The sequence below is a fragment of the Phyllobacterium sp. TAF24 genome (assembly GCF_052113785.1).
Taxonomy (GTDB): Bacteria; Pseudomonadota; Alphaproteobacteria; order Rhizobiales; family Rhizobiaceae; genus Phyllobacterium.
In genome coordinates this window covers 116,970-141,781 of sequence record NZ_JBFRDN010000004.1, presented here as the reverse complement: position 1 = coordinate 141,781, position 24,812 = coordinate 116,970, and the positions used below count along the sequence as shown (strand labels likewise).

Below are 24,812 nucleotides of genomic sequence, written 5' to 3'. Positions count from 1 at the left end.
GGATTACTTGGCCAGATCGCAGCCGCTTTCGGCTGGCTTCATGTAAGCTTCGTCACCGGGAACCGTGGCAAGAACCTTGTAATAGTCCCATGGCTCCTTGCTTTCCGAGGGCTTCTTGACTTCCATCAGATAGACATCGCTGATCAGGCGGCCATTGGCACCAACCTTGGCACCACGTCCGAAGACGTCATCAACGGGCATTTCATGCATCGCTGCAGCAACCTTTACCGTATCGTCAGTTCCGGCTTTCTGAATAGCCTTCAGATATTGCATGACGCCGGAATAGGTCGCAGCCTGAATCATGTTTGGCATACGGCCGGTACGCTTGAAGAACTTGCGGCCGAACTCACGGGACTGGTCATCGCGATCCCAGTAGAAGCTTTCCGTCAGCGTCAATCCCTGAGCCGCTTCAAGGCCAAGACCGTGCACTTCGGCCAGTGTAAAGAGCAGGGCGGCCAGACGCTGCCCACCGGCTACGATACCGAATTCGGCTGCCTGCTTGATGGCATTCGCCGTATCAAGTCCGGCATTGGCAAGGCCGATGACCTTTGCGCCCGATGATTGTGCCTGTAGCAGGAACGAGGAATAGTCGCTGTTTGCAAGCGGATGGCGCACGGAGCCAACAATCTTACCGCCTTTGGAGGTGACATACTTGCTTGTCTGCTCTTCCAATGAATAGCCGAAGGCATAATCGGCAGTCAGGAAAAACCATGTATCGCCGCCCTGCTTGACGAGCGCGCCGCCGGTACCAACTGCAAGAGCATGGGTGTCATAAGCCCAATGGAAGCCATAGGGCGAGCACTGCTTGCCGGTCAGTTCAGCTGTCGCCGCACCGGTTACAAGATCGATCTTCTTCTTTTCCTTGGAGATGCCCTGCACGGCAAGCGCAACGGATGATGTGGTCAACTCCATGATCGAGTCGACCTGTTCGGTATCATACCATTGGCGGGCGATGTTGGAGGCAATATCAGGCTTGTTCTGATGGTCGGCGGTGATGATCTCGATCGGTGCATCCAGCACCTTGCCGCCAAAATCCTCGGCAGCCATCTTTGCCGCTTCATAGGACCACTTGCCACCGAAATCCGCATAGACGCCAGACTGATCGTTCAGGATACCAATCTTCACCTTGCCGTCGGAAATCTCTGCACTTGCCGCAGGCATGACGGTTGCCGCCATAAGGGCTGCGGTTGCTATTGCCAATAATTTCATTCTGTTCTCCTCCCAAAGAAATGCCGCTCACAGGATCATCGTATGATGGACCGTCGCGGGCTTGATCGTCTCGATTGAAAATGACCCGGAGACATGACGCAGATATGTCTGCGCGCAACCGGTTCGGTTCTCCCTCCCTCAATCCGGTCAGTCATTCTCTCTGCCGGATAATTCTTGCCCCTATGATTGTCCCGTTTCTTCTGACGGGCAACCACTCTGTTGAAAAAACTGTAGCATTGACAAATAAGTACACAAACACCTATTTTCGAACAGAATAAGTACAAAAATGTACATTAAGGTGGGGCCGTGCGGCAATATACGTGGGATGATCTTCAGTATTTTCTGGCCGTGGCGCGCACTGGCCAGCTTACGACAGCCGCCCGCCGTTTGCGCACCAATCACGTCACCGTCTCCCGCCGCATCGACCGGTTGGAGGAGGCACTTTCGGCGCGGCTGTTCGAACGCAACCCGCGTGGCTATATCCTCACGGCGCTGGGTGAAAAGCTGATTGAATCCGCCGAAATCATGGAACGCGAAGCGGAACGCTTTCAAAATGAGGCATCCGGCGGCACGATTTCGCTGAGCGGTGTTGTGCGTCTGAGCATTCTCGAGGGCATTGCCAATTTCTTTCTGGCGGATCGGCTGCCGCGCATGGCGCAGGCCTATCCCAGCCTTTCCGTGGAGATGGTGACGATCCAGCAGATTGTTTCGCTTTCGCGCCGTGAGGCTGATTTATCGATAACATTGAATGCCACACGCACCGGCCCCTACCATCAGGAAAAGCTGATGCCGTATCGCCTCTTCATTTATGGTGCGAAGGACTATCTGGCGAAACATCCGGCAATCCGCCAGCGGTCAGATCTCTCTGGCCACCGGTTCATCGGTTATATCGAAGATATGATTTTCACGCCGGGGCTCGATTATATGCGCGAGATTCTGCCGGGCTTGCGGCCTGCCTATCAAAGCTCAAGTATCTTTGCCCAATTGAGCGCTGCGCGTTCCGGCTTCGGTCTTTGTATCCTGCCCTATTTCATCGCCTGCAATTATCCTGAGCTGGTGCCCGTTTTGGCAAAAGAGATGCACCTCAACCGCGATTACTGGCTGATCTGCCATGAGGATATCGTCAATACGCCGCGCATTCGTGTGCTCAGCGATTTTATCAGGTCAGAAGTGGGCAGCCAGACGAACATCTTCGGGGGCTACCCATTGCTCGGCTGAAAACGGGCGGCAGAAAGGCGCGGGGCGATTTGTGCCAGCGCATCCGGCAGCGATTGCTGGCGAATAAGCGTTGCAGTGAATTGCGAGAGGGCCGGTGCCGTCTGGATACCATAGCCGCCCTGTCCGGCGAGCCAGAAGAACCCATCAAGTTCAGCGTCAAAGCCCGCAACGGGGGTACGGTCAGGCGCAAAAGTGCGGAGACCTGCCCAGCTCCGTTCGACGCGATTAACGGGCACCGTAACCGCCTGCTCATAGCGATAGAGACCCTCAGCCAGTACCATGTCATCGACATAGGCATCGTGCGGCTCAACCGGGGTTTCATCGCAAGGCGAGACGAACAGCCTCCCGCCGTCGGGCTTGAGATACCATGCTTCATTGGCGTCATCGACCAGCGGCCAGCCTCGGGTGTCATAGCCTTCAGGTGCGGGGAGAACTGCGATACTGCGGCGCAACGGCGTAAGGCCAAGCGGCTTGCCGCCGAAAATACCCGCTATAACATCAGCCCAGGCACCCGCAGCATTGACGACGATTTGAGCGCGGAATATTTGATCAGGTGTTTCGACGAGCCACAAACCATTTACACGCGTGGCACTGATAACCTCCGCGTTTGTGCGAAGGTCTACGCCGAGGCCAGTGGCCTTGCGCAGCCAACCCTGATGCAGGGCGTTCACATCGATGTCCTGTGCCTCGGCCTGATAACACGCTGCTTTGATGTATTCGCGATTGAGGATCGGAACCATTTCAACCGCGCGATCAGTGCTGATCTCATCGACATTGACACCGTTCTTGAGCAGGTCTTCGCAGTGTTCGATGCCGGTATCATCAGCAACAGTCAGCGAACCGCGCAGTGTCAGCAGCGGCTCGGGAAACAGCTTTGTATCGCGTTGCGTGAACATTGGCGCACTGGCCCGATTGAGCGCACGAATGACATCATTGCCATAATTGGGCAGGAAGATTGCAGCCGAACGCCCTGTCGAATGATAGGCTGGCTGGCTCTCCCGTTCGAGAATGATGACCTTATGGGTGCTGGCCAGCTCGGCGGCGGCTCCAACACCGGCAATGCCAGCGCCGATTATGAGAACGTCGGTATCAATTATGTCGGTCATAACAGTGCGAGGTCTTTCAGATAGGGATTGTTTTCGATGGAAGCGGCAAACATGTGCCTGTTAATATCGGCAAACAGCAGTTGCTCTTTCGTATCGGTAGAGGCGGCAATCAAGCTGCCATCAGGTGCCGCAATGCGTGACAGACCGGCAAAACTAAAGCGCCCGTCATTATCAGCATGATTGACATAGGCGACAAATATCTGGTTCTCGAAGGCGCGCACCTGAATCATATGGCCAGCAATGAACGTGCCGGATGGACCCGCAGGAAGAGCTGTTGGCACAATGACCATCTGGGCGCCAGCCTGTGCAAGGCGACGTACATTTTCTGGAAATTCCACATCGTAGCAGATGAGTATCCCGAGCTTTAATCCGGCTATCTGGACGATGCAGCTTGCAGGTTTTTCCGGGCTGAACAGGGCTCGCTCATAATCGCCATAGAGATGTGATTTGCGGTAAACCACTGGCTGCGCATCGCCGCAGACATAAGCTGCACTGTTATAAACATGGTAGCCGTCACGCTCGGCAAAGCCAGCGATGATGGCTATGGCATTTGCTTTGGATATTGCCTGTAGCTGGCTAATCTGACTGCCATTTGCAGGTTCTGCCAATGCCGTGATTGCGTCGCCCGCACCATAGCCTGTCAGGGCAAGCTCCGGTACGACCAGAAGGTCGGCACCAGCTTTTGCTGCATCCACGGCGGCCTGTTCTATACGCGCAAGATTTGCGCCGACATCGCCACAAACCGCCTGCATTTGAAGCGCTGCAATCCGCATCATTTATCGTCCGTAGCCATGGCACCGAGAAGTTTTGGCAGATCGCCGAATTTGGCAACCAGCGAGAAAATCACTGCCGCAGTCGCGACAAACAGGATCGTGACCGATGCCATGGTTGGCGTGTAGCCATAACGCAGGGCATTGAAAATTTTGATAGGCAGGGTTTCCAGCGTAAAGCCTACGGTCATGTAGGCAACGATATATTCGTTGAGCGACAACACGAAAGCAAAGGCATAGCCCGACACCAGATAGGGCAGGATTAACGGCAGGATCACCGTGCGAAAGATGGTGCGGTCATTGGCGCCCATCGTGGCGGCAGCTTCAACGAAAGAGCGATCAATAGCGGAGAACCCAAGCGACAGGGTAACGAGCGGCAAGGTGACGAAGAAAATCGCATGGCCGATAACAGCGGTCCATGGCTGGCCATAGAAACCTGTGGTGGCCCAGAACGTGAGAAGGCCAAGCGCGGTGATGACGGGCGGCAGCGTGAACGGTGCGATGCCGAGGACCTGAAAGATGTTGGCCCATGGCGCAATCCGCCGCCAAAGAAACCATGAAAGCGGTAGCGCGATCAGCACGGCCAAAGCTGCCGAAGTGGTGGCAAGCAGGACAGAGGCGAAAAGCGCGCTGCGCCATTCCGGGTTGAGAAAGATTTCGCCATACCATGCCAGTGAAAAGCCTTGCGGCGGAAATGCAAGGGTCTGCTTGGCATTGACTGACACCCCGGCTACCACCATCAATGGAAGCGCGAGAAAGAGGCCAATCGCAAAGAAGTAAAGACGCCGGAGCCAGGTGGTCATGCCTTTTCTCCCTTGCGTCCGATGAGCAGAGTCAGAGCCACAAGACCGAGTGTGACGAGCACCAGAAATACGGCCATGGCAGCTGCGAATGGCATATTGGACTGATAAATCGCCTGATCGGTGATGAGGACCGAAAGCGTCCAGTGTTGCGGCCTGCCAAGAATCTGCGGCAGAAGGTAAGAACCGAGCGCAAAAATGAACACCATAATGAGCGTTGCCATGATCGTATTGCGCAGCGCCGGTACAAGCACATTGAAGAAGGCGCGCAGCGGAGATGAACCCAACGTTCGCGCCGCCTCCATCAGGGTCGGATCAAGCCTGACAAGGGCGGGATAAAGCACCAGCACCGTATAGGGCAGGGCCTGATAGACCATGCCTGTCAGCACCGCACCGAAACTGGGCGAAAGCGCGACGGCCTGTTTCATCAAACCAAGCTGCACGAGAATATTGGTGATCCCGGCCGTACGCGAGAACAGAGTGGACCACGCAAAGCCGATAATGACTTCCGATAGGGACAGCACGGAAAGCAGGGCGACAAGCCAGATTACCTGTAAGCGGCGTGGCAGCTTTGATAAAAGATAGGTGAAGGGCAGCGCAAGCACGACGCAACATATGGCGACCGTAATTGCCAGCATCAGGGAGAAGCCAAGAACGCCGCCAAAGAAGACGCTGAGAAAGCGCTCGTAATTGGAAAAGACGAAGGCTGGTGTATAGAAGCCGCCTTGCTGACGCTGGAAAAAGCTGACGGCGATCATCGTACCAAACGGCACGACAAAGAAGACGAGCAGCATACCGGCGGGGAAAAACAGCGGACCGTAATCAGCTACGGATTGCGGGGCTTCGCGCTTCATTGCTTGAGCACCACGCAAACGTCAGGCGCAAGCACGATGCCGACCTGCTGTCCGGCGGTGACTTCAGGCCGCGCACGCGGTGTTGAAACGGCAACGATCTGTTTGCCGCCCGCTTCCACGAAAGTCTCGATTGTGCCGCCGAGATCGCGCACGAAGGTCACGATGCCGTTGATAGCGCCATTACCGGGCGCTGTCAGATGAACATCTTCGGGGCGAACGGAAATCGTTGCCTTCTGCATACCGTTTGGAAGTATCAGGCCGGGAACCTTGTTTCCGAAAACGGTCGCTGCGCCGGAACTGTCAGCTGTGGTTTCGATGAGATTTGTCGAGCCAATAAAATCGGCGACGAATGTATCGGCAGGCTTGCGGTAAATTTCGATCGGCGAGGCGGCCTGACGAATGTGCCCGCCATTCATCACGACGACCGTATCGGCCATGGTCATCGCTTCGCGCTGGTCATGGGTGACGACAATGGTGGTAATACCGAGTTTCTGCTGCAACTGCCGCAGTTCCACCTGCATTGCCTCGCGCAGCTTGGCATCAAGCGCTGAGAGTGGTTCGTCCAGCAGGAACAGTTTGGGGGAAAGCGCAAGGGCGCGGGCGATGGCCACACGCTGGCGTTGCCCGCCTGATAGTTTCGAAACGGGCCGGTCGCCATAGCCGGGAAGGTGAATGAGGGCAAGAAGCTCATCAACACGCTTCTTCTGTTCTTCGCGGCTCTTGCCGCGAATGCGCAAGGGGTAGGCGATATTCTCACCAACGCTCAAATGAGGAAACAGGGCCAGCGACTGGAACACCATGCCAAGATTGCGCTTGTGCGTCGGGACTTTGGTGATGTCTTCGCCGTCGAGCAGAATGGAACCGCCTGTGGGATCATCAAGGCCCGCAATCATGCGCAGCAACGTAGTCTTGCCGCAGCCCGATGGCCCGAGCATGCAGACAAACGTTCCGTGCGGCACGGAAAGCTGCACATTTTCTACGGCGGTAAATGAACCAAATTGCTTGGTTACATTGTTGAGAACCAGTCCGGACATCAAGCCCCCATTTTCATTGGTCTTATTCAAGGGGAAACCCGGTTTAGAATAATCCGGGTTTCCCGCCGATACAGTCTCGCAATCTGCAGCCACCGGCCGCCAGTTGCAATCAACCGACAATCAGCTCGGTCCATTTCTGGTTGAGGAAATCGGCCTTGGTCGTCAAAAGATCGTAGCGCGGCAGGATCGGTTCGATATCTGACGAGACAGCGGCGAATTCCTTGTCATTCAGATCAAGCAGTTCGCGCTTGACCGTTGGCGCTGTTCCGACTTTACGTGACAATGTCGCCTGAATGGCTGGCTGGCTCATATAATCGATGAAGATATGGGCTTCGTCGACCTTCTTCGAAGCGCGTGACAGCGCCCAGCAACCGGAGTCCTGAATGCCGCCCTCTTTCGGGAAAGTCGAGCGAACAGGATGCCCCTCGGATGCGGCAAGGCCCGTAACATCGTGGTAATACTGGCCCATTGGAATTTCACCCGATTTCAAAGCCTGCTCAAACTGCGCTTCATCGCGATACCAGAGGCGGACATTCGGCTTCACTTCAGCGAGTTTGTCGAAGACCTTGAGGATCCCTTCTTCGGTATCGAGGGCATTGGTGCCCCCAAAGAAAGTCTTGGCGGTGACTTCCAGAAGGAACGAGTTTGAAACAAGAGCCAGCAGGCCAAGCTTGTCAGCGTTCGCCGGGTCCCAAAGTGCCTGCCATGAGGTTGGCGCTTCCTTGTAGACGTCGGTATTGGTGACAAGGGTGATGTACCATGCAACGGCACCGATACCGGCGACGCGTCCGTCAGGGTATTTGTTGATGAAACGGTCAATCAGGTTTTTGGAGTTCGGCAGCTTCGACACGTCAAGCGGTGTCCACAGATTGGTCGACTGTCCCTTAATCATGGCGACCTGTGACATCATCGAAATGTCGGCAGGGGCAGCACCAGCCTTGGCGGCCTGTTCCAGCTGAACCAGCCACGCTTCGCCTGTTGGTTCGGCGACGGATTCAACGGCGATGCCGGTTGCCTTGGTGAATTCAGGGAAAATGTTCTTGTCGAACGAATTCTTGAAATAGCCGCCATAGACGCCAATCTTCAGCGACTTGTCCTGCGCGCGCAGTATTGATGGCATGGCGAGCATTGCAACGCCGAGGGCACCCGCACCAAGCACAGTCCGCCGACTGACGTGTTTCTTGAGAATTGTATCCATAGTCCGATCTCCTTTTCTGCTGCCAGTTTCTGGCTGATTCCCACTCTTTTTGCCAACAGCCGCGCAAGCCCTAACGCTGTGCGGCACGAAGCTCCAATTTCTTAGTGTAGCGCGTCAGCGGATAGCACAGAACAAAATAGATCAGCGCGACCAGTCCGTAGACGGTGAAGGGTTCGAATGTTGCATTGTTGATGGCGTTCGAGGTTCTGACCAGTTCCTCAAATCCGATGATCGAAGTCAATGCCGTGCTCTTGATCAGCTGGACCAGAAAACCCACCGTCGGCGCGCGTGTGATCGCGAAAGCCTGCGGTAGGATAATCAGGCGCAACTGTGCGACATAATGCAGGCCGAGACTGCTCCCGGCGTCCCACTGTCCGTTTGGCAGGGATTGCACGCCGCCGCGCCAGATTTCGGCAAGGAAAGCGCTGGCACAGAGCGTCAGACCAAGCACGGCTGCTGTCCATGCCTCGATGCGAAAACCAAGGAGGGGCAGGCCGAAAAACAGCAGAAACAGCTGCATGAGCAAAGGCGTTCCCTGAAACAGGCCGATATAATATTCGGCGCTGCGCCTTAGCCATTTCCGTTTTGAGATACGGGCCAGGAGGATCGCCACGCCGACAATAGCACCTCCAGTAAAGGCAACGACGGAAAGCAGAACCGTCCAGCGGGCGGCCAGAAGCAGATTGCGCGCAATATCCCAGAAGGTGAACTCGATCATGCCATACCTCCGGCAATCGACCGGCGTCCAACCGCATAAAGCAGTCTGCGTAGCGCGATACTAAGTCCGAGATAAACGAGGGTCACGATAAAGTAGGTCTCGAAGGCACGGAATGTGCGTGCCTGAAGCATATCTGCTTCATAGGTCAGTTCCCGCACGGCGATCTGCGACACCACCGCGGATTCGAGCATCATGATAACGATCTGGCTGGTCAGAGCAGGGAAGATGACCTTCAATGCCTGCGGCAGGATGACCTTGATGAAGATGATCCTTGGATGGAGACCGAGCGCCTTCGCCGCTTCGGTCTGTCCTTTTGGCACGGCGTCCAGACCTGCGCCGACGATCTCGGTGCTGTAAGCCGCCATATTCAGGGTCATGGCAAGGATGGCCGCCGTCACCGGATCAAGGCGGATGCCGAAACGCGGCAGCCCGAAGAAGATGAAGAACAGCTGCACCAGAAATGGCGTGTTGCGGATCAGTTCGACATAACCCGCAACGAGCTTACGCAGGATCGCATGACGGCTGCGGCGCCCGATGGCACCGAAGATGCTCAGCACCGTGCCAGCAACGGAGGTCACGACGATCAGGAAAACCGTCATGCCCGCGCCGCTGACGATCATGCCGATCGCATCATTCAGCCAGCCGAAATCGAGCGCATAGCCCACCTGTTAATCCTTGAGGTTTGCGGGATTGAGCGGTGTCTTGAGCCATGCTTCGGAGCTTTTGTTCAAAGAACCATCGCTAAGCATCTTGGCAACGGCATCGTTGATCGCCTGCTTGAGCCGGTCTTCTTTCTTGTTGAGGGCGATATGCGATGGCGAGGTCAGAAGTTGGAATTTCTGTTCCGGCGCAAGGGCCTCCTGACGGGCAAGAACCTGTGCGCCCACATCGTTGCCAACCACCATGAGCTGGGTCTGGCCCGAGATAAAGGCCTGAATGACGGCGTTATAATTGTCAAAGCGTTTTACATCGGCGGAGGCCGGAGCAGCGGCCGTCAAGGACGTGTCTTCGAGTGTGCCGCGATTGACGGCGATGCTCTTGCCTGCAAGGTCGTCCTTGCCTTTCACTGCAAGCGCCTTTGGACCAATCACAGCGATGTAATAGGGCGCATAGGGCGCAGCAAAATCAATGACCTGTTCGCGTTCCTTGCTATAACCGACGCTCATCAGCAGATCGACGCGATGCTCGGTCAGATACGGAATACGGTTCTGGCCGGTGACGCTGACGGTCTTGAGCTTCACCTTCAATGCATCGGCAAGAGCCTGCGCCACATCGATATCGTAACCCTTGAGGGTCATATCAGCGCTAGCCGAGGAAAATGGTGGAAAGTCAGCGAAGACGCCGACATTGAGAACCCCCGCCTTGGTGATGTCGTCAATGGCATCGGCGCGGGCGCCGACGGTGGCTCCGCCCAATAGTAGAAGTGCGGCAACGGATAATTTGAGCGTAGTTCTGAATGTCATGTCGGTCCCCATTTGTTATTGTTTGACGGTGCAGGGTGTTCTCGCCGCACCGTTTGTCAGGTGTAAGGATCAGTCGCGTTTGCCTGTTACAAACGGGCTGAATACCATCAGGCTCAGGATCTCGAAGAGCACCTGTGCGCCCGCATGGGCGGTGTTGGCCGTTGCATCATATTGCGGGGCAACTTCCACCACATCGCCGCCGACGATGTTGATGCCCTTGAGGCCGCGGATCAGTTCGAGCACTTCGCGGGTGGTCAGGCCGCCCACTTCAGGCGTGCCGGTGCCCGGCGCAAAGCTTGGATCAACACTGTCGATATCGAAGGACAGATAGGTCGGGCCATCGCCGATGATCTTGCGGGCTTTCTCGATGATGGCGGGCATGCCAAGGCCGGTGACCTCTTCGGCATGGATGACAGTCATTCCCGACTCGTATGAGAACTCCCACAGATATTCCGCCGATCCACGAATGCCGATCTGGATGGTGCGGGTAGGGTCAAGAACGCCGTCGAGTACCGCATTACGGAACGGTCCGCCGTGGTGGAACTTTGTCTGGTCGAAGGCACCGCCGGTATCGCAATGGGCATCGATGTGGATCATGCCAACCGGACGCTTTTTACCGACCGCCTTGAGAATTGGATGGGTGATCGAATGATCGCCGCCAACGGCAAGTGGTACAACGCCCGCGTCGATGATCTGGTTGAAACGGCGCTCGATATCGTCATGGCTTTGTTCCAGCCGGTAACGGCTGGCAAAGGGTACATCGCCAATATCGGCAACACGCAGATCGAAGACAGGCGCGCATTCAAGCACGTGATTGTAGGGGCCGATGCGCTCAATGGTGCGCAGCGCCCGTGGGCCAAAACGCGAGCCGGGGCGGTTGGTAACGCCGAGATCCATTGGTACGCCGACAATAGCAACCTGCAGATTTCCAAAATCGGGCGCAGTTGCATCAACCGGCATGTAAGGCGCGGTCAGAAATGTCGGCACGCCCGCATAGGGAGCAAGACGTGTGCCGCTCTTGGAGAAAATCTTGTCTGCGACCTTGCGGAAGGTCGGGTCAAACAATTCACCGCCATGGCTTTCGCCGTATTTGGCGCGAAGATCACTCAGCTTTTTCTCATCCCATGGTGCCATGACGCTATCCCGCTATCTGAAAGCCGAGGGGACATAAGGTGCGGATTGGCCCATTCGAGCTTTCCAATCTGCTCCGCGTCTGTCTGTTCCCCTGGGCTTTTCGCCTCTGCTCCCGGCATTATCGATACAAAAGCGATAGAAAAGCAATTGACATTGTTATAGGGTTTTGTGTGAGAAAATCTCACATGACAAATGGGCGTTTGATGTCTATTGGAGTCTCCTATGACACTTGGCCGGTTGCCTCCGCTGAATCCCTTGCGCGCCTTCGAAGCGAMGGCGCGGCATGGCTCCGTGACTGCGGCAGCTCGGGAGCTCAATGTCACCCACGGCGCCATCAGCCACCAGATCAAGGCACTGGAAACAACACTTGACGTGCAACTGTTCGAACGTGGTGCGCAGCGGCTGAAACTGACGGCGCAGGGGGCTCTGCTTTTGCCGACGGTGTCGAAGGCGTTTGAGGATATTGCGACAGCAACGGCCTTGATGAAGCGCCCGACGACGAAGGGCGAACTGACTGTTACCTGCGTGCCCGCGCTGCTTTCGCTGTGGCTTATTCCCCGTTTGAACCAGTTCACCGAGCAATATCCTGATATCAGATTGACATTGAACGCCACGAACGAGGCGCATCATCTCCAGTCGCCCGATGTGGATGTCTGCGTGCTCTATGGCGATGGCAAGTGGACCGATTGCTGGTCGCGTCTGTGGAGCACACTGAAACTCTTTCCAGTGGCTAGTCCCACACTGCTTAACAGCCGGCCACTGCGCTCGGTGCGTGACCTGCGCAATCATGTTCTCTTGCATGGTGATGACGGGCGCGAGTGGAATACATGGCTGGCGGCTGCCGATGCCACTGATCTCGCGCGAGGTGCCCAGCATTTCATGAGCGATGCGCGGCTGTCCACGGAAGCAGCGCTATATGGTCAGGGTGTTTCGCTTGGCGATACGATCACCGCGAGCAATCTGATTGCCAAAGGTGAACTCATCGTTCCCTTCGATCTGACCGTTCCCGCTAATGATGCTTTCTATGTCGCCTGCCGTAACGAGGTGCGCAACGCGCCTATCGTCAGGGTGTTTATCGACTGGCTCTTTGCCTCACTTGAGTCCGAAACGATCACTGAACCGCAGACGTCGGCGCGCCGTATCATCCGTCGGCGCAACGGCAAAATAAGCGCGCCCGAACGGTTGACGGCGCCACCATCCATTCCCACAACACGGCCCAAACGGCTTGACCGCACGCAAAAGCGCCGGGCCAAGACCGATATCCGATAGGACCATCATCCATGACCGCTGCTCTGCTGAACTCGCTCGTAACCCGCTTGTCGCCGCCGCCAATCCCGGCTGTACAGGCATGGGGCAAGTCCTATACGGGCAGCCACGGTCCGTTGATCGATCTGTCGCAAGCGGTTCCCGGCTATCCGCCGCATCCCGACATGTTGCGCTGGCTGGGTGAGGCGGCGTCCTCGGTTGCTTTCGCTAATTACGGGCCGATTGAGGGTGAAACGGTTCTGCGTGATGCCTATGCCACGCACATGTCGGAGCTTTATGGCGCAAAGATTGGCGGCCAGAATATTCACATCACGTCAGGCTGCAATCAGGCTTTTATCTGCGCTGCGATGGTCGTGGCGGCAGCGAGGGAGACGGTGCTTGTCACGGACCCATTCTACTTCAATCACGAAACCACACTCTCCATGTTGGGTATCAAAACGGGTTTTGTCGCCGGCGATGCGGAGCATGGTTTTGTGCCGACGGTCGAGGCTGTGGAACAGGCACTGGTGCCGGGCGTGCGTGCTTTGGCCTTGGTAACACCCAACAACCCGACCGGCGCCGTCTATTCGCCTGAGCGTCTCAAGGCAATTTTCGAGGTCTGTACGAAGCGTGGCATCTGGCTCATTCTGGATGAAACCTATCGCGACTTTCTGGCTGAGGGCACGGGTGCGCCGCACGGTCTTTTCAATGTATCAGGCTGGGAAGACAATCTGATCCAGCTTTACAGCTTTTCCAAATCCTTCTGCATTCCCGGACATAGGCTCGGAGCAATAACGGCTGGCGAAGCTGTTGTCACCGAGATCGCCAAGATCATGGACAATCTGCAAATCTGTGCACCACGCGCACCGCAAATCGCTGTGGCGCGGGCACTTCCGGCATTGACTGATTGGCGCGCTGGCAATCGGCTCGAAATCGAGACACGGGCCAATGCCCTGCGCGAAACGATGACCGATCTCGGTGGTTGGCAGTTGGCCGCTATTGGCGCTTACTTTGCTTTCGTCCGCCATCCTTTTACGGATAAAACGTCAGTGGAAGTGGCCGAACAACTGGCCAAAAAAGCGGGCATTCTGACAATTCCCGGTGAGTATTTCGGCGCTGGTCATACGCGGTTTCTACGCTTTGCCTTTGCCAATGCAGACGCTGCAACCATTCGCCAATTGCGTAGCCGGATGGCCGCTTTCAGTCTGTGAAAAAGAGAGGCTGGCAACAATGCCAGCCTCTTCAATTATTTTAGTAGCCTTTTGCCTCGCCTGAGCTGGCGCGGCTGTCGATGGCACCGTTGTAACGGGAGCCGTCGCCCTTAGCGATCTCGGAAAGACTTTCGCCGCCAACGAGTATGCCTGCGGCCTGACCCCAGATCGACCAATCCTTGTCGATCTGCACGTCGTGTCCCATCTCAGTCAAAACCTTCTGCGTATCGGCTGATAGCGCATAGGGTTCCATATAGACTTTGTCTGGCAGCCACTGATGATGAACGCGTGGTGCATCAATGGCTTCCTGAATGTTCATGCCATGATCGATCACATTGAGGATCGCTTCCAGCGTGATGGTAATAATGCGCGAGCCGCCGGGGCTGCCGATGACCATGAATGGCTTGCCGTCCTTGGAAATGATCGTCGGGCTCATCGAAGAAAGCGGCGTCTTCTTGGGCGCAATGGCATTGGCTTCACCTTGGACAAGACCGTAGAGATTGGGAACGCCGGGCTTTGAGGTGAAATCATCCATCTCGTTGTTGAGAAGAACACCCGTACCTGCAGCCACAACACCAGCGCCAAATGAGCCGTTGAGCGTATAGGTMACAGCAACCGCATTGCCATCATTGTCGATGATGGAATAGTGGGTGGTTTCGTGGCTTTCGCCGAGGCCCTTGGGCATCAGGTCTTTCGAAACCCCAGCCTTGAACGGGCTGATCTTGTCACGGATTTCCTTGGCATAGGCCTTGTCGAGCAATTTCGTGACCGGATTGTTGACGAAGTCCGGATCGCCAAGGGCTGAGTTGCGATCGACATAGGCATAGCGCATGGCTTCAACCATGGCATGCACCGTTTCGGCTGATCCATAACCAAGATAGGAAAGCGGATAGCCTTCCAGTACATTGAGGATTTCACAGATGATCACGCCGCCGGAACTGGGTGGGGGCGAGGAGACGATGTCATAACCGCGGTAGTTGCACTTCACCGGCTCCAGTTCGCGGACCGAATATTGCTCGAAATCCTGTTTGGTGAGGATACCGCCCTTGTCCTGACTGGCTTTGGCAATGGCATCCGCCGTCGCGCCCTTGTAGAATGAATCCGGCCCCTTGTCGGAGATACCGGAAAGTGTAGCGGCGAGATCGGTCTGGACGAGCGTTTCACCGACCGCATAGGGCTTGCCATCGGGTTTGAGGAAGATTGCGGCAGCAGCAGGGTCCTTGGCCAGCTTCTTATTGCCAGATTTCAATGAATTGATATCGCCTTGAACGAGTTCGAAGCCATCCCGCGCCAGACGAATGGCGGGGCCTATCAGTTCTTCGCGTGATTTCGTTCCATATTCTGTTCGGGCCAGCTCAAACCCGGCAACAGAGCCGGGTACGCCAACGGCGAGATAGCCATCCGTGCTCAAACCTTTGACGATATTGCCCTTGTCGTCGAGATACATTGTCTTGGTGGATGCGAGCGGTGCCCGCTCGCGGAAATCAAGGAAGGTGGTCTTGCCGTCCTTGAGGCGGATGGTCATGAAGCCACCGCCGCCGACATTGCCGGCTGTTGGATAGACAACCGCAAGGGCATAGCCAACAGCCACGGCGGCATCGACTGCGTTGCCGCCATTCTTCAGAACGTCCACACCAGCCTGGGTGGCAAGGTGCTGGGCCGTGACAACCATTCCATGCTCAGCTTTTGCCGGTTCGGGCGAGGCTGCCATGACAATACTGGGTGAGATGGTGCTCAGGGCGAGCGAAACGGTGAAAGAAACCACCGTTGTGAAACGGGTCTTCATACTCTTCCTCCTACTGGCAATTTATGAATCGCTAGAGGAACCGGTCTGACGCTGCATGTCCAGCCAGAAATGCGACATGTCCCGCAAATTTACAATGTTCGCGCAGTTCGCTATGAACCTGAAGTAATATTGAGGTTAAGGTGGGAGCCATGACAATCAAACCGAGTGAGCGACACAGACAGCTGACGGTCGGCGAGGTAGCTGCGCGCAGCGGGGTTGCGGTTTCGACACTGCATTTCTATGAAAACAAGGGGTTAATCCAAAGCGAACGCAATCGCGGCAATCAGCGCCGCTATTCGCGTGAGGTCTTGCGCCGGGTTGCTATTATTAAGGTGGCGCAGCGAACGGGCATACCGCTGGCATCCATAGCAGAAGCCTTGTCGACACTACCGCAAGGGCGCACGCCCACTGCCGCGGATTGGCGACGGCTTTCGGCTGGCTGGAAAGAGGATCTGGATGACCGGATCAATAAACTGATCGGCCTGCGTGACCAGTTGAACACCTGTATTGGTTGTGGCTGCCTGTCGATGCAGGACTGTCCACTGCGTAATCCGTGGGATGAATTGTCAGAGCAGGGGCCGGGACCGAGATTGCTCGACCCCGTGGCGGATGCGGATTGAAATTCGAGCCAAGCCCCTCTGCCGCGCCGGGCAGAGGGGGTGAACAGCCTTGGGAGGCTATTTCTTCCTGAGCAAGGATTTGGCTTCCTTGATCCCAAGCGCTTCTGGCCGCGTACAACTGCTCTTGATATCGATGAACTTCTTTTCCTCGCCGGAGCGCAGGATTGAAACCATCACATCAACACCGTGCAGCGCCCGGTCGATGGAGCAGCGAATGTCACGACCCTCCAGTATGGCTGCAGCCATATCCGCGAGACCGGCCGTGCGGTAATTGGCCATCATGCCAACCGAGTGTTTTTGGTTCGGAATGCCAAAAGGATGCGCCCAGCTTTTCAGGGATTTTGCCTTTTTGCCCGGCTTTGCCAGTTTGACATCGCCGCCAAAGAAGTTCGGATCGGGCAGGAACAGCGAGCCATCCGTTCCATAGAGCTCCATATTGGGATGATGATGAGCCCAGACATCCCAGCTTGCCGAAAGCGTGATCGAAGCGCCGCTTTCGAATTCGAGCAGAGCCTGAATAGTAGTCGGCGTTGTCACCGCAATGGTTTCACCTTTGCGCGGTTCACTGGAAATGGTCCGCGTCGGTGTCGCCATCGAAGTCAGCGCAGCAACCCGTTTTACCGGCCCTATGAGATTGACCAGATTGGCAATGTAATAGGGTCCAAGATCAAGGATCGGGCCGCCGCCCGGACGGAAGAAGAAGTCCGGGTTTGGGTGCCAGTGCTCCATGCCATGGCTCATGACATGGGCTGTTCCAGATGTGATTGTGCCGATCTGACCATCATCAACGGCTTTGCGTGCCAGCTGATGCGCACCGCCGAGATAGGTGTCCGGCGCACAGCCCGCCTTCAGGCCCTTCTTGTTGGCGAGCTTCTGCAGCTCAAGGCCATCCTTGAGCGACAGGGTAAGCGGCTTTTCCGAATAGAGATGCTTGCCTGCCGAAAGGATCTGCTGCGAAACGTCGAAATGCGCGTCCGGCACAGTCAAGTTGACGATGATGTCGATGTCATCGCTTGCCAGCAGCTTGTCGATGCTGCGGGCCTCGACGCCAAATTCCTTGGCGCGTGCCTCTGCCGCCTTCTTGTTTAGATCAGCCACCGCCCGCATTTCGATGCCCTTGAAGAGTGGGCCGAGCCTTAAGTAAGTGGCGGAAATATTGCCGGCACCGATAATGCCGATACCAAGTGTTTTAGCCATCATGCTGTCTCTCTTCAAAATGCCTTGACGGTCGCGATGGAGCGGCGGGCAAACCGCTCATCATCCGACGGGTTGTCGTGTTCCATGACAAAAAACTGGACTGGTGTGCCTTTCAGCGCTGCGAACAATGCTTTCCAGTCGACGGTGCCGTAGCCGACATCAGACCAGCCATCTTCGTTGGTGTTTTCACCCTTGGGCGCAATGTCCTTCACATGAACCGCGCTGATGCGGGAGCCGTAATCCTTGATCCACTGGAACGGGTCTGCACCGCCGCGAATAACCCAGGCGATATCCGCTTCCCACGAAATGCTTGGTGCCGCGTCGAGGATGAGTTTCTGTGGAATTGAGCCATCGGCCAGCGCCTTGAACTCGAAATCATGGTTGTGCCAGCCGAAAATATATCCGGCTTTGCTGTAGGTCGCATGGACAGCCTCCAGCCGCTTGCCGAAATCCGACCATCCCGAGGCATCCGATGGGCGGTGCTCGACAGCCAGATGCGGGCAATAGATGGCCTTCAGGCCAAGTGTACCTGCTATATCGAGCACCTTGTTTGGCTCGTTTTCCAGAACATCGATGCTGAAATGGCCCGATGCCATGGTAAGTCCATGGGCGTCGAGGGCCGCCCGCGTTGCTGCCGCATCCGTGTAGACACCGCCATATCCTTCGACCTGCGCATAGCCATTCTTTTGCAGGATCGGAAGTATCTTTTCGAGCGGCGGAAAGTTGCGGGAACTGTAGAGCTGGTAGGAAAAATCAGTCACGGTCATTACTCCATAGGGTTTTGGGAGGACTAAATTCGCTCTTCGGTCTGGGAGTCGAAGAGGGAGGCGAGGGCGGGGTCAAAGGTCAGCTGCACGGTTTCGCCGTTCTGGTAGCGACGACCGGAATCCACGCGGACTGAGACGGCTTTGCCAGCGACTTTCAACCAGACAAGGCTATCGGCGCCCATGGGTTCATCAAGATCAACGGTGGCCTGACAGGAACGGCCAGCCGGGCCCGGTTGATCACTGAGGGCAATATGTTCCGGGCGGAAACCGAAAATGACCGAACGACCAGCCTTTAAGGGTTCCTGCGCGCCATAAGTATCCAGAGACACATCAAGATCGGCGACACGGAAAAACGGCTTGCCACCTTTCTCCGCAATCTCACCCTTCAAGAAATTCATCGAGGGTGAACCGATGAAGCTGGCAACGAACAGATTGCGCGGCTTGTTGTAGATGGTCAGCGGCTCGTCCAGTTGCTGGATCAGGCCGCCCTTCATGACTGCGATGCGATCCGCAAGGGTCAAAGCTTCAATCTGGTCATGCGTGACGTAGATCATCGTATTGGCGAGTTTCTGGTGCAGCCGCTTGATTTCAACACGCAATTCGGAACGAAGTTTTGCGTCGAGATTGGACAGGGGTTCATCAAACAGAAACACGTCGACGTCACGCACCAATGCGCGGCCAATAGCGACGCGCTGGCGCTGGCCGCCGGAAAGCGCGCCGGGTTTGCGCTGCAAAAGCGGGCCGATCTGCAGGATATCAGCGGCGTTGGCGATGCGCTTTTCGATCTCGGCTTTTGGCAAGCCCGCAACCCGCAGACCAAAGGAGAGATTCCTTTCTACTGTCATCTGCGGATAGAGCGCATAGGACTGGAACACCATGCCGATGCCGCGGTCCTTTGGTTCCTTCCATGTGACGTTCTTGTCTTTTATAAAGATCTGTCCATCCGAAATTTCGAGCAGACCGGCAATGCAGTTCAGCAAGGTCGACTTGCCACAGCCTGATGGCCCGAGCAGTACAAGGAATTCACCATCGGCCACGTCGATATTCAGCTCTTTGAGCACGCTCACCGAACCATAGTTGAGCGAAAGATCCTTGATCGAAACGCTGGGGCTTTGCTGGGTCATACTGATCCGTTCCCTCGTGGCTGATGGTGACAATCCTTGCATACGCAATCATCCTTTGACGGCGCCAGCGGCGATGCCCCTGACGAAATATTTGCCTGAAAAGAAATAGACGAGCAGCGGCACCAGACCGGTGAGAATGGTGGCTGCCATGTTGACGTTGTATTCCTTGACGCCCTGCGTCGAGTTGACAATGTTGTTGAGCTGCACCGTCATCGGCACGTTTTTGGTGCCGGCGAAGACGACGCCGAAGAGGAAATCATTCCAGATGCCAGTGACCTGTAGAATGATGGCGACAACGAAGATTGGCGCAGACATCGGCACCATGATCTGGAAAAAGATGCGCCAGAATCCTGCACCATCGACGCGGGCAGCCTTGAACAGTTCCACCGGCAGCGAAGCGAAATAATTGCGGAACAGCAGCGTCAGTATCGGCATGCCGAAAATGGTATGGATGACGATGATACCCGGCAATGTTCCAAAGATACCAAGATCGCGCGTGATGATCACAAGCGGATACAGCATCACCTGATAGGGAATGAACGCACCAAACAGAAGAATGCTGAAGAAAACTTCCGATCCCTTGAAGCGCCAGTTCGCCAGCGCATAGCCATTCACCGAGGCGATGAGGATCGAGATGATCACGCTGGGAATGGTGATCTTCACCGAATTCATGAAGCCGACTTTCAGGCCTTCGCAGTACAGGCCTGTGCAGGCCGTGTCCCAGGCGGTGCTCCATGACTGGAAGGTTATCTCCACAGGCGGCGAGAAGATATTGCCAAGGCGGATTTCCGGCATGCCTTTCAGCGATGTCACAATCATCACGTAGAGTGGCAACAGGTAATAGATCGCAGCCACAAACAGAATGCCGTAGATCATGATCGTTGCAGGCGAAAAAACCCGTGTCGGACGTTTACCGCGTGGTTCGATTGTCGTCTGGCTTACAACGGTCATTTGCGTTTACCCTCGCGGAATTCCATCAAGGCCCACGGAATGAGAATGATGAGAACGGTGGTCAGCATGATGGTGGATGCGGCAAGGCCCTGTCCGAGATTGGCGCGCCGGAACATGAATTCGTAGACATATTTTGCCGGGACTTCGCTGGCGTTACCGGGGCCACCATCAGTGAGGGCGACAACCAGATCGTAAACACGGACGATGCCTGCGGCAGTCAGGACGATTGTGGTGATGAAGACCGGTCGCATCATCGGGATGATGATGAAGAGGTAGGTCTTCCATGTGGGAATGCCGTCGACCCGGGCGGCCTTCCAGATTTCCTCATCAATGTTGCGCAGGCCCGCCAGCATCAGCGCCATGACAAGGCCAGTGCCATGCCACAGACCGGCAATGACGATCGCATAGATGGCGTAACGCTGATCATTCAGGATTGAGAAGGTGAAGTTCTCAAAACCGAGATCGCGAACCACTTTTTGAATGCCAAAGGTCGGTGTGAGTATCCACTGCCAGATAAGCCCGGTGACGATAAAAGACAGGGCATAGGGGTAGAGGAAGATGGTGCGGAACGTATTCTCAAAGCGGATTTTCTGATCCATCAGCGCAGCGAGAATGAAGCCGATGACGGATGAAAAGCACAATAGACATACACCGAAGATTGCCAGGTTTCGCGCGGATATGTTCCACCGGGGCGTATTGAAAAGCCGGGCATATTGGTCGAACCCGACAAATGTCAGTTCCGGCAATGCCCGCGATGCCGTGAAGGAATAAACAACGGTCCACAATGTGCATCCGATGAAAACCACGAGAACTGTCACGATCATCGGCAGGGCCGCAACCTTGGCATTGAGGTTCTTGAAAAGCGTGTTGGGCCGCGCCGTGGAACTCATTGTGTTCTCCGTCAATCCTCGGTTGGCCGCCGATTGCCTGTGCAACCGGCGGTCCCGAGGGTGATGTCAGTGGGCTACTGGGCTTGCTTGATGATTTCGACGAAGCGCGCCTGCGCGTCATCGACAGTCATGTTGGGATCGGCGAAGAATTCCTTCGTCAAATCCTCAATCTGCCCCTTGGTGTCCGCCGTCAGATTCTGGTTGAGCGAAGGCAGAATATTCTCGGGGCTTTTGAGAATTTCGATACCCTTCTTCATGCAGGCATTGGCTGCCTCAAGATCAACGTCCCCGCGCACCGGCAGAGAACCTTTGGCAAGATTGAACGCCACTTGCGTCTCTTTGGAAAGCAGAAGGCTTGCCAGCTTCAGCTGTGCCTTGGTTATCTCAGGGTTCTGGTTCTTTGGGAAATAGAAGGCATCGCCACCCGTATCGAGGATGGCATTGCCACCAAGTCCGGGTAGGCAATCATAATCAGTCCCTGCCACCTTTTTGGCGAGGCCAAATTCTCCCTGTGCCCAGTCGCCCATGACCTGTGCTCCGGCCTTGCCGGTGATGACCAGATTGGTTGCCTCATTCCATGATCGACCGACATATCCGGGGTCAACGAGGGTGCGTGCCTGTGCGAAAGAGTCCCATACGGCCTTCATTTCCGGGCTCGCTGCTGCTTCGGGGTCCTTGAGCTCATAAACCTTGCGGAACAGTTCCTTGCCGCCAAGCGAAGGGATCATGACATTGAAAATAGTATTGACCTGCCAGGCTTCGCCTGTGGCGAGCGGGATGATGCCCTTTTCCTTCAGCGTGGGTGCTGCGGCGACGAATTCTTTCCAATTCGTAGGAACTGCCACACCGGCGTCCTTGAAAGCGTTGGGATTGATCCACATCCATTGTGCCGAATGAATGTTCACAGGCACGCAATAGATTTTGCCTTCATATTTGCATGCATCGAGCAGTTTTTTGGGACGGATAAAATCGGCCCAGCCTTCCTTGGCTGCGAGGTCGGAGAGGTCGGTCATCATGCCGGCCTTCACAAGGTCTTCGGCATCACGTCCCGTATTGAGCTGCGTTGCACCCATGGGGTTGCCGCCAAGAATACGGCTGACGATGATAGGGGTTGCTGTTGAGCCGCTGCCAGCAATGGCGCCGTCGACCCACTTATCACCGCCCTGCTTGTCAAAGGAATCGGCGAGGACCTTGACCGCAGCAGCTTCGCCGCCGGATGTCCACCAATGGGTGACTTCAAGGTCCACAGCGCTGGCAGAGCCAGCAGTCCATAGCAATGTTGACGCAGCCAAAATGGCCAATGATGTCCGGTAACGCATCGTATCCTCCCAAATCTGAAACGTTACAGGTAGCGTAGTCGAAAACTTTTAACGACGCAATTCCCGATGGAGGATTTTTTTCGATGGCCGATATAATGTTGTGGAGCACGTATTTTACCCAATAATATCATGTTATTAGGCCGTTCATAATGTGCAGTCATAGACACGACGGCTGGGGTTTTCCGTTTTTGATGATCGAGATACCGCTCCAATCCATCCTTGTAACATCACCGTCGGGGAATGCTTTTCGATATAATCTGAAACGTTACAGAAAATTATAACGTCTATCTTGAAGATATGCGTCGGCGTGTCCATACAGGGGGAAGCACCTGCAATCGGTTGAACTGGCATGAACGATAAACGGCATATTCCTCTTGATGGGGAAAAGGCGGCGCCTCTCAGCGAAGGCGAGCGGCCAACGTTGAAAACCATAGCTTTTATGRCCGGGCTCGGTGTGACCACCGTCTCGCGCGCACTCAAGGACGCTCCGGAGATCGGGCAGGCGACGAAAAACCGCGTGCAGCTGATTGCCAGGCAGATTGGCTACCGGCCCAACCGGGCGGGCGTGCGTTTGCGGACAGGCAAGACAAATGTCATCAGCCTTGTGCTCAATTCACAGAGCGAGATCATGGGGCTGACATCCAACCTCGTTTACGGCATCTCGGAAATTCTGGCCGAAACGCCTTATCATCTCATTGTCACGCCATATTCGCCTGAAAATGATCCGATGCAGCCCATCCGTTACATCTTCGAAACCGGATCGGCTGACGGAATTATCATGTCGCAGACCGAGCCTTCCGATCCGCGTGTTCGCTACCTCACGGATCACAACTTTCCGTTCGCCACCCATGGTCGCACGAGAATGGGTATCGAACATCCATTCCATGATTTCGACAATGAGGCCTATGCCTATGCCGCAGTGAAAAGCCTTGCGGAACGGGGGCGTCGCCGGATTGCTATGGTTGCGGGGCCTAGTCCCGCCCATACCTATTATTGGCACCTCGATGATGGCTTCAGGCGCGGTCTGCAGGAAAGCGGCGCCACAGCAGTTCCGCTTGATCACTGGAATGGCACRCTCTCACTCACCGATGTGCGCAACCTGACAGAAATATTCATGCGTGAACCCAATCCGCCGGATGGTATCATCTGTTGCACGGGTGGTTTGGCAGTCGCTGTTGTTGCCGGTATCGAGGCAACTGGCTTAAAGCTTGGCCGGGACGTTGATCTGGTGTCGAAACAGACGACGAATTTCCTGCAATGGTTCCGGCCTGAAGTTATCGTTTATAATGAAGACATCCGGCATGCCGGGCGTGAACTTGCCCGTGCCGTCTTGCGCCGGATTGAGGGTGTCGACCCGACACAGTTGCAGAGCCTGAGCTATCCGGAAGCTGATCAGGGCGAGCGCATCGGGATTTCTAGCCGATAAGGCCACCAGCGGTGAAACCACCATCGACGGCGAGCGTCTGGCCCGTCACATAGCTTGAGCGGTTCTCATCAAGAAGAAAGGCGATTGTGCTGGCAATTTCTTCGGGCTGGCCGTAGCGCCGCTGTGGCACTGTCCGGCTCCAGCCCTCGCGAATTTCGGGCGTGTGGAGGGCGGCGGCCATGGGTGTTTCAACAGGGCCGGGAGCAATCGCATTGACGCGGATGTTGTAGGGAGCAAGTTCAACGGCCATCACCTTTGTCAGGTTGATGATCGCACCCTTCGAAGCACCGTAGGCTGATCGACCTATATTGCCGCGCATGCCTGAGATCGAGGCAAGATTGACCACGGCGCCACCACCATTGGCGGCCATGATGCGTGCACCGGATTGGGCAACCAGAAATGTACCGACCACATTGATCTCGTAGATTTGGCGGAACATGTCTGCGGTGGTATCAAAGAATGGCGTATCGCGGCCAATCCCTGCGGAGCAGACTATGCCCCTGATGGGGCCGAACTCCGCTTCTGTTTCCGCTGTCAAGGCTTCGACGGCGTGTTCGTCGGTGACATCAAGTTGCGCGAACCGTACGCGGCCCGGATAGGCTTGGTTAAGTTCGACCTTCACCGCTTCCTTGACATCACGATCAGCGACAACAACCTTCCAGCCGTCACTTGCCAAAGCGTGAACCGTGGCAAGACCGATCCCCGATGCGCCGCCGGTAACAAGGGCTGTCCGCTCGTCAGTATCGAATGTCGTCATGGTGCTGGTCCTCTC

Annotated in this window: 24 protein-coding genes; 5 read left to right on the top strand and 19 right to left on the bottom strand. The window is 55.8% G+C overall.

The genetic code is table 11. The features are described from left to right. Window positions 1-3 precede the first annotated feature (3 nt). The gene (locus tag AB4Y96_RS05465) at window positions 4-1,209 is read right to left on the bottom strand and encodes an ABC transporter substrate-binding protein (protein ID WP_091882672.1); all 1,206 of its coding nucleotides are present in this window, start codon (window positions 1,207-1,209) and stop codon (window positions 4-6) included. A 306-nt stretch (window positions 1,210-1,515) separates the two neighbouring features. Here AB4Y96_RS05465 and AB4Y96_RS05460 point away from each other — a divergent pair, with 306 nt between their 5' ends. Next, the gene (locus AB4Y96_RS05460; RefSeq protein ID WP_441916175.1) at window positions 1,516-2,427 is read left to right on the top strand and encodes a LysR family transcriptional regulator; all 912 of its coding nucleotides are present in this window, start codon (window positions 1,516-1,518) and stop codon (window positions 2,425-2,427) included. On the opposite strand, the gene AB4Y96_RS05455 is transcribed toward AB4Y96_RS05460, so the two are convergent. The 10 genes from AB4Y96_RS05455 to speB all read right to left on the bottom strand — a co-directional run bounded on the left by AB4Y96_RS05455 (window position 2,409) and on the right by speB (window position 11,504). Next, on the bottom strand, window positions 2,409-3,533 hold the full coding sequence (locus AB4Y96_RS05455) for an NAD(P)/FAD-dependent oxidoreductase (RefSeq protein ID WP_441916174.1): 1,125 nt from the start codon (window positions 3,531-3,533) through the stop codon (window positions 2,409-2,411). The genes AB4Y96_RS05460 and AB4Y96_RS05455 overlap by 19 nt on opposite strands. Continuing rightward, window positions 3,530-4,309 (bottom strand): carbon-nitrogen hydrolase family protein, encoded by a 780-nt coding sequence (locus tag AB4Y96_RS05450; RefSeq protein ID WP_091882665.1) that lies wholly within the window; start codon window positions 4,307-4,309, stop codon window positions 3,530-3,532. The genes AB4Y96_RS05455 and AB4Y96_RS05450 overlap by 4 nt, the downstream gene beginning before the upstream one ends. Continuing rightward, the gene (locus AB4Y96_RS05445; RefSeq protein ID WP_091882662.1) at window positions 4,306-5,106 is read right to left on the bottom strand and encodes an ABC transporter permease; all 801 of its coding nucleotides are present in this window, start codon (window positions 5,104-5,106) and stop codon (window positions 4,306-4,308) included. Before AB4Y96_RS05445 ends, AB4Y96_RS05450 begins: the two co-directional genes overlap by 4 nt. Further along, a complete protein-coding gene (locus AB4Y96_RS05440) occupies window positions 5,103-5,957 on the bottom strand; it encodes an ABC transporter permease (RefSeq protein ID WP_091882659.1) in 855 nt (284 codons plus the stop codon). Before AB4Y96_RS05440 ends, AB4Y96_RS05445 begins: the two co-directional genes overlap by 4 nt. Then, window positions 5,954-6,991: an ABC transporter ATP-binding protein gene (locus AB4Y96_RS05435; RefSeq protein ID WP_441916173.1), complete on the bottom strand. Its 1,038-nt coding sequence runs from the start codon at window positions 6,989-6,991 to the stop codon at window positions 5,954-5,956. Before AB4Y96_RS05435 ends, AB4Y96_RS05440 begins: the two co-directional genes overlap by 4 nt. Before the next feature lie 109 nt (window positions 6,992-7,100). Beyond that, complete coding sequence (locus AB4Y96_RS05430; RefSeq protein WP_091882653.1) at window positions 7,101-8,189, bottom strand: ABC transporter substrate-binding protein; 1,089 nt, start codon at window positions 8,187-8,189, stop codon at window positions 7,101-7,103. Window positions 8,190-8,259: 70 nt separating this feature from the next. Next, window positions 8,260-8,907: an amino acid ABC transporter permease gene (locus tag AB4Y96_RS05425; RefSeq protein ID WP_441916172.1), complete on the bottom strand. Its 648-nt coding sequence runs from the start codon at window positions 8,905-8,907 to the stop codon at window positions 8,260-8,262. Further along, window positions 8,904-9,572: an amino acid ABC transporter permease gene (locus tag AB4Y96_RS05420; protein WP_441916171.1), complete on the bottom strand. Its 669-nt coding sequence runs from the start codon at window positions 9,570-9,572 to the stop codon at window positions 8,904-8,906. The genes AB4Y96_RS05425 and AB4Y96_RS05420 overlap by 4 nt, the downstream gene beginning before the upstream one ends. Window positions 9,573-9,575: 3 nt before the next feature. Beyond that, on the bottom strand, window positions 9,576-10,370 hold the full coding sequence (locus AB4Y96_RS05415; RefSeq protein WP_441916170.1) for a transporter substrate-binding domain-containing protein: 795 nt from the start codon (window positions 10,368-10,370) through the stop codon (window positions 9,576-9,578). A 69-nt stretch (window positions 10,371-10,439) separates the two neighbouring features. Further along, complete coding sequence (speB, locus tag AB4Y96_RS05410) at window positions 10,440-11,504, bottom strand: agmatinase (protein ID WP_441916169.1); 1,065 nt, start codon at window positions 11,502-11,504, stop codon at window positions 10,440-10,442. Window positions 11,505-11,726: 222 nt separating this feature from the next. Here speB and gcvA point away from each other — a divergent pair, with 222 nt between their 5' ends. Both gcvA and AB4Y96_RS05400 read left to right on the top strand, forming a co-directional pair. After that, entirely contained in the window at window positions 11,727-12,773 is a 1,047-nt protein-coding gene (gene gcvA, locus AB4Y96_RS05405; protein WP_441916168.1) for a transcriptional regulator GcvA, read from the top strand. A gap of 11 nt (window positions 12,774-12,784) precedes the next feature. After that, the gene (locus tag AB4Y96_RS05400; RefSeq protein WP_441916167.1) at window positions 12,785-13,960 is read left to right on the top strand and encodes an aminotransferase; all 1,176 of its coding nucleotides are present in this window, start codon (window positions 12,785-12,787) and stop codon (window positions 13,958-13,960) included. Window positions 13,961-14,000: 40 nt separating this feature from the next. On the opposite strand, the gene ggt is transcribed toward AB4Y96_RS05400, so the two are convergent. Continuing rightward, complete coding sequence (ggt, locus tag AB4Y96_RS05395; RefSeq protein WP_441916256.1) at window positions 14,001-15,671, bottom strand: gamma-glutamyltransferase; 1,671 nt, start codon at window positions 15,669-15,671, stop codon at window positions 14,001-14,003. A gap of 224 nt (window positions 15,672-15,895) precedes the next feature. Between ggt and soxR the strand changes: the two genes are divergently transcribed. Continuing rightward, window positions 15,896-16,366, top strand: a complete 471-nt coding sequence (gene soxR, locus AB4Y96_RS05390; protein WP_091882636.1) for a redox-sensitive transcriptional activator SoxR — start codon at window positions 15,896-15,898, stop codon at window positions 16,364-16,366. 57 nt (window positions 16,367-16,423) lie between these two features. Here the strand turns inward: soxR and AB4Y96_RS05385 are convergent, their stop codons facing one another. From AB4Y96_RS05385 to AB4Y96_RS05360, 6 genes are all read right to left on the bottom strand, one after another. Then, window positions 16,424-17,563 (bottom strand): Gfo/Idh/MocA family protein, encoded by a 1,140-nt coding sequence (locus AB4Y96_RS05385; protein ID WP_441916255.1) that lies wholly within the window; start codon window positions 17,561-17,563, stop codon window positions 16,424-16,426. Window positions 17,564-17,577: 14 nt separating this feature from the next. After that, window positions 17,578-18,324 (bottom strand): sugar phosphate isomerase/epimerase family protein, encoded by a 747-nt coding sequence (locus AB4Y96_RS05380; RefSeq protein WP_441916166.1) that lies wholly within the window; start codon window positions 18,322-18,324, stop codon window positions 17,578-17,580. Window positions 18,325-18,353: 29 nt separating this feature from the next. Further along, entirely contained in the window at window positions 18,354-19,454 is a 1,101-nt protein-coding gene (locus tag AB4Y96_RS05375; RefSeq protein WP_441916165.1) for an ABC transporter ATP-binding protein, read from the bottom strand. Window positions 19,455-19,502: 48 nt separating this feature from the next. Then, window positions 19,503-20,405, bottom strand: coding sequence for a carbohydrate ABC transporter permease (locus AB4Y96_RS05370; protein ID WP_441916164.1), 903 nt, complete (start codon window positions 20,403-20,405; stop codon window positions 19,503-19,505). Next, window positions 20,402-21,295 (bottom strand): carbohydrate ABC transporter permease, encoded by an 894-nt coding sequence (locus tag AB4Y96_RS05365; RefSeq protein ID WP_091882623.1) that lies wholly within the window; start codon window positions 21,293-21,295, stop codon window positions 20,402-20,404. The genes AB4Y96_RS05370 and AB4Y96_RS05365 overlap by 4 nt, the downstream gene beginning before the upstream one ends. Window positions 21,296-21,369: 74 nt before the next feature. After that, window positions 21,370-22,614: an ABC transporter substrate-binding protein gene (locus tag AB4Y96_RS05360; RefSeq protein WP_091882621.1), complete on the bottom strand. Its 1,245-nt coding sequence runs from the start codon at window positions 22,612-22,614 to the stop codon at window positions 21,370-21,372. A 349-nt stretch (window positions 22,615-22,963) separates the two neighbouring features. Here AB4Y96_RS05360 and AB4Y96_RS05355 point away from each other — a divergent pair, with 349 nt between their 5' ends. Further along, entirely contained in the window at window positions 22,964-24,040 is a 1,077-nt protein-coding gene (locus tag AB4Y96_RS05355; RefSeq protein ID WP_441916163.1) for a LacI family transcriptional regulator, read from the top strand. Here AB4Y96_RS05355 and AB4Y96_RS05350 read toward each other — a convergent pair. Further along, window positions 24,030-24,797, bottom strand: a complete 768-nt coding sequence (locus AB4Y96_RS05350; protein WP_441916162.1) for an SDR family NAD(P)-dependent oxidoreductase — start codon at window positions 24,795-24,797, stop codon at window positions 24,030-24,032. The genes AB4Y96_RS05355 and AB4Y96_RS05350 overlap by 11 nt on opposite strands. Window positions 24,798-24,812: the final 15 nt, after the last annotated feature.

Excerpts from the sequence above, each read along its gene's own strand:
- AB4Y96_RS05445 (WP_091882662.1), bottom strand. The coding sequence starts at position 5,106 with ATGACCACCTGGCTCCGGCGTCTTTACTTCTTTGCGATTGGCCTCTTT.
- AB4Y96_RS05370 (WP_441916164.1), bottom strand. The coding sequence starts at position 20,405 with ATGACCGTTGTAAGCCAGACGACAATCGAACCACGCGGTAAACGTCCG.
- AB4Y96_RS05425 (WP_441916172.1), bottom strand. The coding sequence starts at position 8,907 with ATGATCGAGTTCACCTTCTGGGATATTGCGCGCAATCTGCTTCTGGCC.
- AB4Y96_RS05440 (WP_091882659.1), bottom strand. The coding sequence starts at position 5,957 with ATGAAGCGCGAAGCCCCGCAATCCGTAGCTGATTACGGTCCGCTGTTT.
- AB4Y96_RS05350 (WP_441916162.1), bottom strand. The coding sequence starts at position 24,797 with ATGACGACATTCGATACTGACGAGCGGACAGCCCTTGTTACCGGCGGC.
- AB4Y96_RS05365 (WP_091882623.1), bottom strand. The coding sequence starts at position 21,295 with ATGAGTTCCACGGCGCGGCCCAACACGCTTTTCAAGAACCTCAATGCC.
- AB4Y96_RS05375 (WP_441916165.1), bottom strand. The coding sequence starts at position 19,454 with ATGACCCAGCAAAGCCCCAGCGTTTCGATCAAGGATCTTTCGCTCAAC.
- AB4Y96_RS05455 (WP_441916174.1), bottom strand. The coding sequence starts at position 3,533 with ATGACCGACATAATTGATACCGACGTTCTCATAATCGGCGCTGGCATT.
- AB4Y96_RS05435 (WP_441916173.1), bottom strand. The coding sequence starts at position 6,991 with ATGTCCGGACTGGTTCTCAACAATGTAACCAAGCAATTTGGTTCATTT.
- AB4Y96_RS05360 (WP_091882621.1), bottom strand. The coding sequence starts at position 22,614 with ATGCGTTACCGGACATCATTGGCCATTTTGGCTGCGTCAACATTGCTA.
- AB4Y96_RS05430 (WP_091882653.1), bottom strand. The coding sequence starts at position 8,189 with ATGGATACAATTCTCAAGAAACACGTCAGTCGGCGGACTGTGCTTGGT.
- AB4Y96_RS05450 (WP_091882665.1), bottom strand. The coding sequence starts at position 4,309 with ATGATGCGGATTGCAGCGCTTCAAATGCAGGCGGTTTGTGGCGATGTC.
- AB4Y96_RS05415 (WP_441916170.1), bottom strand. The coding sequence starts at position 10,370 with ATGACATTCAGAACTACGCTCAAATTATCCGTTGCCGCACTTCTACTA.
- AB4Y96_RS05385 (WP_441916255.1), bottom strand. The coding sequence starts at position 17,563 with ATGGCTAAAACACTTGGTATCGGCATTATCGGTGCCGGCAATATTTCC.
- AB4Y96_RS05465 (WP_091882672.1), bottom strand. The coding sequence starts at position 1,209 with ATGAAATTATTGGCAATAGCAACCGCAGCCCTTATGGCGGCAACCGTC.
- speB (WP_441916169.1), bottom strand. The coding sequence starts at position 11,504 with ATGGCACCATGGGATGAGAAAAAGCTGAGTGATCTTCGCGCCAAATAC.
- AB4Y96_RS05400 (WP_441916167.1), top strand. The coding sequence starts at position 12,785 with ATGACCGCTGCTCTGCTGAACTCGCTCGTAACCCGCTTGTCGCCGCCG.
- soxR (WP_091882636.1), top strand. The coding sequence starts at position 15,896 with ATGACAATCAAACCGAGTGAGCGACACAGACAGCTGACGGTCGGCGAG.